Origin of the sequence: Hyphobacterium sp. SN044, assembly GCF_021864465.1 — a bacterium.
Classification (GTDB): Bacteria; Pseudomonadota; Alphaproteobacteria; order Caulobacterales; family Maricaulaceae; genus Hyphobacterium.
Map to the genome: position 1 here is coordinate 59,945 of NZ_JAKKUV010000009.1, position 10,946 is coordinate 70,890.

The following is a 10,946-nucleotide window of genomic DNA, read 5'->3' on the forward strand; positions in this document are numbered from 1 at the left end:
CATGGAGAGATCCAATGAAAAAGACACTTCTTCTCACCGCGGTTGCAGCTTTCACCCTGTTCGGCGCGGGGGCGCACGCTCAGGGCGCCGAGGCCGGCGACTGGCAATTCCGGCTTCGCGTCCTGAATGTCAGCCCGGACGAGGGGGCGACCATCACGCCGATCGGCGGCGATGTGGACATCGACAGCGGCATCGTGCCGGAGCTCGATATCAGCTATTATTTCACGCCGACCTGGTCGGTGGAGCTGATCCTCGGCGTCACGCCGCATGACGTGATGGCGGTGAACACCGCGGCCGGCAATGTCGATCTCGGTTCGGTCACGCTGCTGCCGCCGACGCTGACGCTGCAATATCACTTCAACGCCAATGGCCGGGTGCGTCCCTATGTCGGCGCGGGCGTGAATTTCACGCACTTCTTCAATGAAGACCTGCCGACCGGCGGTATCGCGACGTCGATCAACTACGACAACAGCTTCGGTCTGGCCGCTCAGGCCGGCATCGACTTCGACATCAACGACGTGTGGTTCTTCAACGTCGACGTGAAGAAGATCGACATCAACACCGACGTGACCATCAACGGCACCATCCAGGCGGATGTGGATATCGATCCCTGGGTGTTCGGCATCGGTTTCGGCCGCCGCTTCTGATATCCCCTGCGAGCGGCTCGCCTCGGCGCCCTGGACCCTCCTCCGGGGCGCCGAATTTTTTCGATGTACAGTTCGCGTCAGAGCGGGTGCAGGCCCGCGTTGTCGTGTGTCGGGTCATGGGTTATCAAGCCCCGACTTGATTTTCGGGGGTAAAGACCATGACTGACGCACCTGCGAACGGCCCGCGCCTGACCGGCAATGTGCCGCTCTACAAGGATCCGGTGCCGCTCAACAAGAACGATCACCGTTCGCTCGGCCTGAAGTCGATCGAAAAGCCGTATGAATTCGTGCGGGAAACGCACTTCGTTCCGACGGTTGTCGGCGAGTTCGGACTGGCCAGCGCCTATTATCCGATCATCTTCATCGGCGACCGCAAGATGCCGGCGATCGTGATGGGCCTGCAGAAGGGCCAGAACCTGTTCATCACGGACGATGGCCAGTTCGACAACGAATTCATGGTTCCGGCCTTCATCCGCCGCTACCCCTTCGTGTCGGCGTCCAATGGTCCGGACCAGCCGGCGACCTTCTGCTTCGATCGCGCCGCCGCCGTGATTTCCGACAAGCCGGAATTCCCCTTCTTTGACGAGAATGGCGAGCCGACCAGCGTCACGCAGGAAGCCATCGATTTCGTCAGCGCGTTTGAATCGGATTCGCGCGTGACCGAACGTTTCGTCGCGCGCCTGACCGAACTCGACCTGTTCGAGAAGAAGGAAGTGAAGGTCGCGGATCCGAACGACCGTTCGAAGACGATCAAGGTCGCCGACTATTACGGCGTGTCCGAGGAAAAGCTGCTGGCCCTGCCGGACGACGTCTTCCTCGCCGCGAAGAAGGACGGACTGCTGGGACCGATCTATGCGCACATGCTGTCGCTGTCGCGCTGGGAACGGATCCTCAACCGCTATTTCCGCGCGGTGGGCCAGGCCCAGGCGGCCAAACCGGCCAACTGATTTCAGACAATATCTGTCTGACGAACGCCGGTCCTTCGGGGCCGGCGTTTTTCGTTTCCGGACACGCATGATCACCTCTGCGGCAACGCCCTTCGACAATTGCGCGGCCGCGCTATATGTCATCGCCAGACACGACACCGGACGGATGCCCGAGTGATGACACGCCTACCCCAGATCGCCGGACTTGCCGCGACGTTCCTGCTGGCTCTTACAGGGCGGGCCGAGGCGCAAATGCCGTGCCCGGCCGATCCGATGGTCGAGGCCACGCTCATCGCGGACCACGAGACGGTGATGCCGGGCCAGACCTTCACCGCCGGCCTGCGTCTCGTCATGCCGGAGGGCTGGCACACCTATTGGCGCAATCCGGGCGATAGCGGCGAAGCCACGCAGATCGTCTGGGACTTGCCGGACAGCGTCTCGGCCGGCGCGTTCACCTGGCCGGCCCCGGAAGTCTTCCCCTTCGGGCCGCTCGCCAATTACGGCTATGCGTGGGACGTCGTCCTGCCGGTCGAGCTGACGGTTTCCGACAATGCGCGGCCCGGGCCGCTTCCGATCAGCGGAGAGGCGCGCTGGCTGGTCTGTGAAGACATCTGCGTCCCGGAATGCGCGCAGGTTTCCGCGTTTCTGGAGGTCGGCGAGGAGGCGGTCCCGGACCGTCGCGGCGCGGGTCTGATCTCGCGTGCGCTGGAACAGGCCCCTCAGGTCGACGAGACAGTCGAGGCCGCAATCGAGCGCGCTGGCGACGAGGTTATCGTCACCGTCACCGGGCTCGATCCGGCGGAAATCCGCAATGCCGGCTATTTTCCCTATTCGCCCATGGTGCTCGACCACGCGTCCGAGCAGACGGTCACGGCCGAAGCCGGCGGGCTGGCCATCCGTACAGCGGGGTCCGGGCGGGGGACCGGCAATGAAAGCGGCGAAGGCATTATCGCGTTCGAGACCCGCGTCGACGGGCGCTGGGTGCACCGGGCGGTGGAGATCGATCCCCGGAGCGGCCAGCTGTTCGAGGTCGAGGGCGTCGTGGCATCTGCCGCCGCGCCGGTGTCGGTCGGCGGTCTGGCCTGGGCACTGGTGCTGGCGCTGCTTGGCGGGCTGATCCTCAATCTGATGCCCTGCGTCTTCCCGGTGCTGTCGATCAAGGCGCTCGGCTTTGTGCAGCGTGCGCACGGCCATGAGGCGGAGTTGCGCCGCCACGGCCTGATCTTCCTCGCGGGCGTGTTGTCGGCCTTTGTCGGACTGGCACTGGTGCTGGCCTTCGTGAAAGCGGCCGGCGGCACGGTCGGCTGGGGCTTCCAGCTGCAATCGCCGCTGATCGTCGCCATCCTCGCCCTCGTCATGCTGGCGATCGGGCTCAACCTGCTCGGCGTGTTCGAGGTCGGCACCAGCCTCATGGGACTGGGCGGCAAGTGGGCAAGCGCGGAGGGTGATGCCGGGGCCTTCATGACCGGCCTGCTTGCCGTGGTCGTCGCCGCGCCCTGTATCGGACCGTTCGCCGCCGGAGCGCTCGGACTGGCGCTGGCACAGCCGGGCTATTTCATCGTTGCCGTTTCTGCGGCCATGGGGCTCGGGCTCGCACTGCCCTATCTCATCCTCAGCTTCTTCCCGTCGCTGCTGCGCTTCCTGCCGAAGCCGGGCGCGTGGATGGTCCGGTTCAAGCAATTCCTCGCCTTCCCGATGATGGGCGCGGCGGTGTGGCTGGTCTGGGTGTTGTCCTTCCAGGCGGGTTCCGCCGGCGTGCTCTTCGTGCTGATCGCGGCGCTGAGCCTCGGCTTCATCCTGTGGGCGCTGAAGTCGTCAGGCGTGCTGGGCAAGGTCGCGGCAGTGATCGGCGCACTGGCGCTGGCCGGATCGCTGGTGGCGGTGTCGCAGGCCGATGCGCCGTCGATCGAACAACGCGCCGAGGCCTGGTCACCGGCGCGCGTCGCCGAACTCCGCGCGGAAGGCCGGCCGATCTTCGTGGAGTTCACGGCGGCTTGGTGCGTCAGCTGTCAGGTCAACAAACAGGTCACGCTGAACAGCGGCGCGGTGCGCGAAGCGTTCGAACGCACCGGCGTCGTGGAACTGGTCGCGGACTGGACCAATCACGACGACACGATTGCGCGGGAAATCCGCAGCCACGGCGCAGCCGGGGTGCCGCTCTATGTCGTCTATCCGGCCGATGGCGGGGAACCGATCGTGCTGCCGCCTGTGATTTCCCCGGACATGATCATCGAGGCGCTGGAAAGCGCGGCGGGCTAACCCTCGCCGAGCGGGTCGCGGCTGGCCGGGCAGGCAAAGCCCGGATCGGGCTCGATGCGGGGAAGTTCGGCGTCGGCCTCCGGCGCGATCTCGGCAGCTTGATTGAACAGGTAGACATATTCCAGATAGACGCGCGCCGTATCGGCCTGCGTCTCGGCTTCGGCGAAATCGTCGAGGCGTGCGCCGGCATCGGCGGACATCCCCCGAAAGATGCAGCGCAGATCCTGCGGGCCGTTCGCGTCCTCTATGCGGCGCGACAGCATGGCGGCGGCGGCCGAGAACTCCTCGACGCGCACGACGAAGCTTTCGTCCACGGCTTCGGCGGGCGCTGCGGGCGATGCAGCCAGAGCGTCAGCGCGGGCCTGGGCCTCATCGCGCAGTTCAGCCGCTTCGGTGCCCAGATCGGCGCCCGGACCGGCAAAGGCCGGCGCGGCCGAAACGGCGAAAAGCGCTATGATGAGCGGTCTGAACATGGTCTTTCCTTTTCCGACGCGATAGGCACGCAAGTAACGGGCCTTGATGGCGCGGGTGAGGGACGAGGATGACAGACGGAGCTGAACAAGCCGTTGCGGCGTTGAAGTCGATCCGGTCGGCGGTGTCCGGACGCGATGCGCGCAATTTCCTGCGATCCGAGGACGGTCGCGCCGGGCGCTGGAGCGTGGCGGCGGCGGGCCTGTTCGCCGACTTCTCGAAACAGAACATCCCCGGCGAGGGGTTCGAGGCGCTGATCCGTCTGGCTGACGAGGCCGGCGTCGACGAGGCAATCGCCAATCTCGCCGCCGGCCATCCGGTCAATGTCACCGAAAAACGGGCCGCCTCGCACATGGCGCTGCGCGGCGGCGGCAAGGACAGTGCGGGGCAAAAGGCGGCACACGCCGAGCTGTCCCGTGCGCTGGCCTTTACCGAGGCGATGCGCGCCGGCTGCCTCAAGGGCGCAACGGACAAGCCGCTGCGCAACATCCTGCATATCGGGATTGGCGGGTCGGACCTCGGGCCGCGCCTGATCGTGAAGGCGCTGGGTCAGGCCGATGCCCCCGTGCGGGCGCGTTTCCTGGCCAGTCCGGACCCGGACGCTTTTGACCGGTGCGTTCAGGCGTTCGATCCGGAAGAGACGCTGGTCTTCATCGTGTCGAAGTCGATGGGCACGGCCGAAACGAAGGCCAATGCCGAGGCGGCAAGGGCCTGGCTTGAAGCGGGCCTCGGAACAAAAGACGTGTCCGCGCATCTCGCGGCTGCGAGTGCTTCCCCGGAAAAGGCCGACGCCTTCGGCGTGCCCGCGGACCGCGTGTTCGAGATGTGGGACTGGGTCGGCGGGCGCTATTCGCTGTGGTCGGCCGTTTCTCTGACGGCAATGGCGGTTCTCGGCGAGACCGCCTTCCGCGCATTGTTGCGCGGCGCAGCGGCGATGGACGCGCATTTCATGTCGGCATCGCTCGGACAGAACATGCCCGTGCTGATGGCGGTCTGCGCGTGGTGGAACCGGGTGATTGCCGGCGGGCAGAGCCAGGGCGTGGTGCCCTATGCCACCCGTCTTGCCCTTGTCCCGGCCTGGCTGCAGCAATTGTCGATGGAATCGCTGGGCAAGCGGGTCGGCCTGAAGGGCGACGACATGCGCGGCGAGACCGGCGCGGTGATCTGGGGCGCGGAAGGCCCCAATGGTCAGCACGCCTTCTTCCAGCTTCTACATCAGGGCACGACGGTCGTGCCGACCGACATCATTGCGGTGCGCGACGGGCATGGCGATCCGGTCCGCCACCGCATGATGCTGGCCAATGCGCTGGGTCAGGCCGAAGCGTTGCTGACGGGACGGGATCTGGAGACGGCCAGGGCGGAACTGATCGCACGTGGAACGGATGCCGAGGAGGCCGGGCGCCTCGCCCCGCACCTTGTCATGCCCGGCGGGCGGCCGACGAGTTTCGTGATGCTCGACCGGCTGGATCCGGGCTGCGTCGGGGCGCTGCTGGCGCTCTACGAGCACACCGTCTTCGTCCAGAGCGTGCTCTTCGGCATCAATGCGTTCGACCAGTACGGCGTCGAGCTCGGCAAGACGCTCGCCAGTGCGCTGGAACGCGAACTTGAAACCGGCGAGATCGGCGTACATGACCCCTCCACGGCGCAGCTGATCGCGCGCCTTGGCGGCAAGAATTGACATCCGGAGCGAGACGATGAGCGGCAAGAAGGCGTTCAAGCCCAAGGCAAGACGGCCGCGCGGCTTCGAGGACAAGCCGGCAAGCGTGCTGCGCGCCGAATTCCGGCTGATCGAGGCGGCGGTGAAGGTCTATGACGCCTGGGGCTTCGAGCCGCTGCAAACCCCGGCCTTCGAATATGCCGACGCGCTCGGCAAATTCCTGCCCGACGAGGAACGTCCGAATGAGGGCGTGTTCGCGCTCGAGGATGACGACGGGCAATGGATGGCGCTGCGCTATGACCTGACCGCGCCGCTGGCCCGCTTCGCGGCGGAGAATTTCCAGGACCTCGCCAAACCCTTCCGCCGCTACCAGTACGGCGATGTCTGGCGCAACGAGAAGCCCGGCCCGGGCCGTTTCCGTCAATTCGTCCAGTGTGACGCCGATACGGTCGGTGCCGCCGGACCCGCCGCCGATGCGGAGATGATCGCGCTCGCCAGCGAAGTGATGCGCGCGGCCGGCCTGAAGGACGGCGAATACGTCGTGCGGGTGAATGACCGGCGCATTCTCGACGGCGTGCTGGAAGGCATCGGTGCCAGCGATCCGGGTCTTCGCATGAAAGTGCTGCGGGCGGCCGACAAGCTCGACCGGCTCGGCCGCGACGGCGTCGCCGCGCTGCTCGGCGCTGGCCGCAAGGACGAGTCCGGGGACTTCACCGAGGGTGCGAAACTGCCGGATGCCAGCATCGAAAAAGTGCTCGCCTTCCTCGATTCGACTGGAGGCACGCGCGGCGAGGTCATCGCGCGCCTGGCGCCGCTGGTCTCCGCGTCCGAAACGGGTGAGGCGGGTCTGGCCGCGCTGACCGAAATCGATGCGGTCCTGACCGCGCTTATGGTCGGAGAGGACCGTGCGGTGTTCGATCCGTCCATCGTGCGCGGCCTGGGCTATTACACCGGCCCGGTGTTCGAGGCCGAGCTTCTGGCGACTGCCACCTATGCTGACGGCCAGCCGATGCAATTCGGTTCGGTCGGCGGGGGCGGGCGGTATGACGATCTCGTCGCGCGCTTCACGGGTCAGCTGGTGCCTGCGACCGGCTTTTCCTTCGGGGTCAGCCGATTCGCGGCGGCTCTGGCGGCGCTCGAACGCGGCGTGGCTGAGGGCGCGGAACCGCTCGTCATCGTGCTCAATCTCGAGAAGGACCGCGCAGCGGACTATCTGGCGCTGGCCGCTGAACTGCGCGGTGCAGGCGTGCGGGCCGAGGCTTTCCTCGGCGGCGGAAATATGGGCAAGCAGCTGAAATATGCCGACCGGCGCGGCGCGGACATCGCCGTGATCATCGGCGAGGACGAACGCCAGAACGGTCAGGCGACGATCAAGGATCTGAAGCTGGGCGCGAAACTCGCCGCCGAGATCGAGGACAACAGGACCTGGCGCGAGGAGCAGCCGGCGCAGGAAACCGTGGCGCGCGGCGATCTGGTGAAGGCGATCCTTGGACGGATCAAGGGCGCTAACGGTTGAGGCGGGATTTGGGCGCTTGACGTCCCCCCTTTCGCCTGCTTCATTAACTGCAGGACAGGACCTGACCGTTCAGTCCTTCGGCGTTTCGGGGAGGAGACGCCTCAATCGACCAACCGATTTAACGGGCCGGCGTTTCGCCGGCCCGCTTTTTTTCCGCAATCGGATCAGTAGAAGCCGCTCGGAACGCGCGGTTGTTCGCGTTCGGTGCGTTCGGCGCGCGGGGCGTCGTTGTCGTCCGACATGTTGCTGGTGGATGCACAGGCCGTCGTCGCGAGCGCGGCGGTGGCCAGAATCAGCATGGTCACGAAAGATTTGATGCGCATTGGGTATCCCTCTTGATTGAAGCGCGGATGCCCCCCGGCAGTTGTATTCGCCGCGACCGGCCGCGCCCCTGCGGCCGGTCGCGGTATTCCCTGATCAGTCGTCGCCTTCGAGCGCCGGTTCATCGCCTGGCTCGATCTCGATCACGCGGCGGTCGCCGTCATTGTCGATCTCGACCACGACACGGCGGCTGCGGACGACTTCGGTTTCGCTGCCGTCCTCGTCGGTGAAGACGAAAACGCGCGGCTCGCCATCGAATTGCATCTGTCCGAAGCGCATTTCGGCGAAGCGCTCATTGTGCTCTTCCATCCGGTCGAGGAATTCCTCGAGTTCGGCGCCCTCCAGCTCACGCTCGTCGAGCCAGACGCGGGTATTGCCATTCTCGTCCTCGATACGGATTTCGCTGGCATCACCCATGTCGCGGAAATGCCAGCGCATCTGGTCGCGCAAGCCGCGGGCTTCATCGCGTGCCCGGCGGGCTTCGTCGCGGGCGCGCCGAACCTCAATGCGGGCATTGCGGCCTTCGTCACGTGCAGACCGCATCTCGATACGGGCCGAGCGCAGGGCATCGCGGGCCGCAATGCGGGCTTCGGCGAGTTCCTCGCGGATCTCTTCCTGTTCGGCGGGCGACAGGTCACCGAAACGCACCCGTTCGCCATCGCGGTGAATCCAGGTGTCCTCGTCCGGATCGTCGATATCGATCTCGATATTCTCGATCTCGGCAAAGGCTTCCTCGAGGGCCTCGTCTCGCGCGACCCAGTCGATCGAGTCGATCTCGGCCATCGCCCGTTCGACCTCTTCCATCGCGCGGGCGACTTCGATTCGGACTTCGCCGCTGTCCGGACCCATATGCCAGGCGAAGGCGCGGTGCGGCCCGAAGCCCTCGCTGACGTGAATGTCGTCGCCGTCGATCACGATACGGCCACCGTCGAAGTCGTGGCGCTCGCCATCAACGATGACCGCGCCATCGACGACTTCGATGCGCCGGCCATTGACGCTGATCTCGCTGGTCCCGTCGCCGGACACGACATGGACCGTGCGTTCGCCATGATCGCCGACAACTTCCACGACCCGGGCGTGACGCCCGTGGTGCATGTCGCCGGTGTGCATCACATGCACGCGGTGGTCGGTGCGGGCCTGATGCGGCTCGTCCGCGGAGGTGGCGGCGCAGGCGGTGAGCGCGAGCGCGGATGCCGAGAGAAGGAAGGCTTTCATTGCGTATCCCCTTTGAAGTGTGAGGAGCAGACTGCCGCGCGGCGGATTACGCGACTCGTGCGGTGATCTGAATATTTCGTCATGCCCAGCTTGCCGGTCCGGGGTCCAAAGGGGTCCGGCGGCGGCCCCGGCAGGGGGGCTGGAACCGCCGCCGGGCAGGGTCTCAGCAGCCCGGTCAGCTTCCTACCGCGGGCGTTACGCCGTGCTGTCGCGTGCATGAAATTCAGGACATGCGCCTTGGGCGGGCCCGCTAGACGGGAAAGCGTTCCGCGCGCTCTGCGCGTATCTTCAGCTTCTCAGCGATCATTTCGTCGGCGAGGCGTTCGAATTCGGACGAATCCTTCAGCGAACGGCTCCAGTAGAGGAAGACCGGATGGACCGCCTTCGGGTGATCGACCCGGCGCACCTTGAAGTCCGGATCGCGCAAGGCTTCACCGAGTGCGTAGAGGCTGGGCAGGACGGCGATGCCGGCACCGTTCACGGCCATCTGCCGGATCGCATCGAGACTGGTGCCCTGGTATTCGCTGCTGAGCGCCGCCCCGGCCTCCGCAGCGAGCTCTTCCACGATACGGGTCAGGTGAAACTCCGGGCCGAGCGTCAGGAGCGTGCGGCCGGCGAGCGCTTCGAGTCTGACCGGCGCTTCGTTGGTCATCAGCGGATCGTCCGCCTTGCCGCAGATCCACAGCGTTTCATCGAAGAGCGAGCGGACGTTGAGGCCGGAGGCATCCCCTTCCGACGCGACAACGAGGTCGAGTTCGCCTTCGGCGAGACGGCGCAGCAGATCGCGCGATGCGCCTTCCACCAGATTGAGCGAGATGGGGGGCGTGTGTTCGCGCAGCCGCTCGCGCATCCGCGGCATCAGATAGGCGCCGATCGAAGGCAGGACACCGGCCTTCATCCGGCGTTCGGACTGCCCGGCCAGACGCCGCGCGGAAGTGCGGAAGGCGTGCCCGGCCTGGAGGGCGCGTTTCGCTTCGCCCAGCAGAGCAGCGCCCGCCTCGGTCAGCCGCACGCGGCGTGAGGTGCGCTCGAACAGGGTCAGGCCGAGTTCGGCTTCCAGGGCCGCGATCTGCTTCGACAGGCTGGGCTGGGTGACGGCGAGAGAATCGGCGGCCGGACCGAAGGCGCGATGCTCGGCGACGGCGACGAAATACTGGAGTTGCCGGAGGGTCGGGCGCATGCGCGCCGCATAGCCTTATCCATGCCTTTTGGCAATCAATCCCGGGCGCAGTTTCCATTAGAACTTGCGGGCGGAATGCCTACCTCCGGCGCAGTGCCACGGAACGCACTGGATATTGGAGGAAAGTCCACATGAAGACCCTGACCCTTGCCACTGCGCTGACCGGCGCCGCCCTGTTCGCCACCGCCGCTCAGGCGCAGGATGCAATCACCGAGGCCGACGTCGCTGCCGCCCAGCAGGCCTGGGGCGAAGGCATCGTCGCGATCGGCGCCGCCTACACCGCCGAAGGCGACTACACCCAGGCCGCGCGCGATCACATCGAGCGCTTTTACGCCTATGGTTCGCACCCGGTCCTGTTCAAGCCGACGCTGGCCGCTGAAGATCAGTTCCGCGGTTCGTTCGACGAGGCTCTGTCCTACTTCGTGGGTGGCTCGATCGAGGAAGACAATGGCTTCGCGATCGCGCCCTACACCCATGTCCGCTGGGAGAATGAAGCGACCTTCATCGACAGCGACAGCGCGATGGCGATGGGCAATTACTACTTCACCCGCACCGACGGCACCGAGGTGAAGGTGGAGTACAGCTTCGGCTATGTTCGCGGTGAGGACGGCGAACTCGACATCGTCCTGCACCACTCCTCGCTGCCCTTCAGCGCGGAATAATCCCGGACCGAGCCGGGCGGGCGTCAGTCCCGCCCGGCTCGCCTTCCGTTCCGGTACTCACCGCCGGTTCATGGACCGCCGGATCATCTCTC

General features: G+C 66.0%; 10 protein-coding genes. 6 read left to right on the forward strand and 4 right to left on the reverse strand.

All coding sequences use genetic code 11. From position 1 onward, the window contains the following. The first annotated feature begins 14 nt into the window (after positions 1-14). The 3 genes from L5876_RS12095 to L5876_RS12105 all read left to right on the forward strand — a co-directional run bounded on the left by L5876_RS12095 (position 15) and on the right by L5876_RS12105 (position 3,832). On the forward strand, positions 15-647 hold the full coding sequence (locus tag L5876_RS12095) for an OmpW family protein (RefSeq protein WP_236956614.1): 633 nt from the start codon (positions 15-17) through the stop codon (positions 645-647). 158 nt (positions 648-805) lie between these two features. Continuing rightward, positions 806-1,594 carry a SapC family protein gene (locus L5876_RS12100; RefSeq protein WP_236956615.1) on the forward strand — a complete coding sequence of 263 codons (789 nt, stop codon included), beginning with the start codon at positions 806-808 and terminating at the stop codon, positions 1,592-1,594. Positions 1,595-1,750: 156 nt separating this feature from the next. Continuing rightward, positions 1,751-3,832, forward strand: a complete 2,082-nt coding sequence (locus L5876_RS12105; RefSeq protein WP_236956616.1) for a protein-disulfide reductase DsbD — start codon at positions 1,751-1,753, stop codon at positions 3,830-3,832. Here L5876_RS12105 and L5876_RS12110 read toward each other — a convergent pair. Further along, on the reverse strand, positions 3,829-4,305 hold the full coding sequence (locus L5876_RS12110; RefSeq protein ID WP_236956617.1) for a hypothetical protein: 477 nt from the start codon (positions 4,303-4,305) through the stop codon (positions 3,829-3,831). The two genes, L5876_RS12105 and L5876_RS12110, sit on opposite strands and share 4 nt — an antisense overlap. A 68-nt stretch (positions 4,306-4,373) precedes the next feature. Here L5876_RS12110 and pgi point away from each other — a divergent pair, with 68 nt between their 5' ends. Both pgi and hisS read left to right on the forward strand, forming a co-directional pair. Then, positions 4,374-5,981: a glucose-6-phosphate isomerase gene (gene pgi, locus L5876_RS12115; protein WP_236956618.1), complete on the forward strand. Its 1,608-nt coding sequence runs from the start codon at positions 4,374-4,376 to the stop codon at positions 5,979-5,981. Between the two features lie 16 nt (positions 5,982-5,997). Next, on the forward strand, positions 5,998-7,476 hold the full coding sequence (hisS, locus tag L5876_RS12120; protein ID WP_236956619.1) for a histidine--tRNA ligase: 1,479 nt from the start codon (positions 5,998-6,000) through the stop codon (positions 7,474-7,476). A gap of 164 nt (positions 7,477-7,640) precedes the next feature. On the opposite strand, the gene L5876_RS12125 is transcribed toward hisS, so the two are convergent. From L5876_RS12125 to L5876_RS12135, 3 genes are all read right to left on the reverse strand, one after another. Beyond that, positions 7,641-7,799 (reverse strand): hypothetical protein, encoded by a 159-nt coding sequence (locus L5876_RS12125; RefSeq protein ID WP_236956620.1) that lies wholly within the window; start codon positions 7,797-7,799, stop codon positions 7,641-7,643. A 94-nt stretch (positions 7,800-7,893) separates the two neighbouring features. Then, the gene (locus L5876_RS12130; protein ID WP_236956621.1) at positions 7,894-9,012 is read right to left on the reverse strand and encodes a hypothetical protein; all 1,119 of its coding nucleotides are present in this window, start codon (positions 9,010-9,012) and stop codon (positions 7,894-7,896) included. Positions 9,013-9,262: 250 nt separating this feature from the next. Next, complete coding sequence (locus L5876_RS12135) at positions 9,263-10,192, reverse strand: LysR family transcriptional regulator (protein WP_236956622.1); 930 nt, start codon at positions 10,190-10,192, stop codon at positions 9,263-9,265. Positions 10,193-10,323: 131 nt separating this feature from the next. Between L5876_RS12135 and L5876_RS12140 the strand changes: the two genes are divergently transcribed. Next, complete coding sequence (locus L5876_RS12140; RefSeq protein WP_236956623.1) at positions 10,324-10,854, forward strand: hypothetical protein; 531 nt, start codon at positions 10,324-10,326, stop codon at positions 10,852-10,854. The last annotated feature ends 92 nt before the right edge of the window (positions 10,855-10,946 follow it).

Excerpts from the sequence above, each read along its gene's own strand:
- L5876_RS12095 (WP_236956614.1), top strand. The coding sequence starts at position 15 with ATGAAAAAGACACTTCTTCTCACCGCGGTTGCAGCTTTCACCCTGTTC.
- L5876_RS12125 (WP_236956620.1), bottom strand. The coding sequence starts at position 7,799 with ATGCGCATCAAATCTTTCGTGACCATGCTGATTCTGGCCACCGCCGCG.
- hisS (WP_236956619.1), top strand. The coding sequence starts at position 5,998 with ATGAGCGGCAAGAAGGCGTTCAAGCCCAAGGCAAGACGGCCGCGCGGC.
- L5876_RS12105 (WP_236956616.1), top strand. The coding sequence starts at position 1,751 with ATGACACGCCTACCCCAGATCGCCGGACTTGCCGCGACGTTCCTGCTG.
- L5876_RS12100 (WP_236956615.1), top strand. The coding sequence starts at position 806 with ATGACTGACGCACCTGCGAACGGCCCGCGCCTGACCGGCAATGTGCCG.
- L5876_RS12110 (WP_236956617.1), bottom strand. The coding sequence starts at position 4,305 with ATGTTCAGACCGCTCATCATAGCGCTTTTCGCCGTTTCGGCCGCGCCG.
- L5876_RS12130 (WP_236956621.1), bottom strand. The coding sequence starts at position 9,012 with ATGAAAGCCTTCCTTCTCTCGGCATCCGCGCTCGCGCTCACCGCCTGC.
- L5876_RS12135 (WP_236956622.1), bottom strand. The coding sequence starts at position 10,192 with ATGCGCCCGACCCTCCGGCAACTCCAGTATTTCGTCGCCGTCGCCGAG.
- L5876_RS12140 (WP_236956623.1), top strand. The coding sequence starts at position 10,324 with ATGAAGACCCTGACCCTTGCCACTGCGCTGACCGGCGCCGCCCTGTTC.
- pgi (WP_236956618.1), top strand. The coding sequence starts at position 4,374 with ATGACAGACGGAGCTGAACAAGCCGTTGCGGCGTTGAAGTCGATCCGG.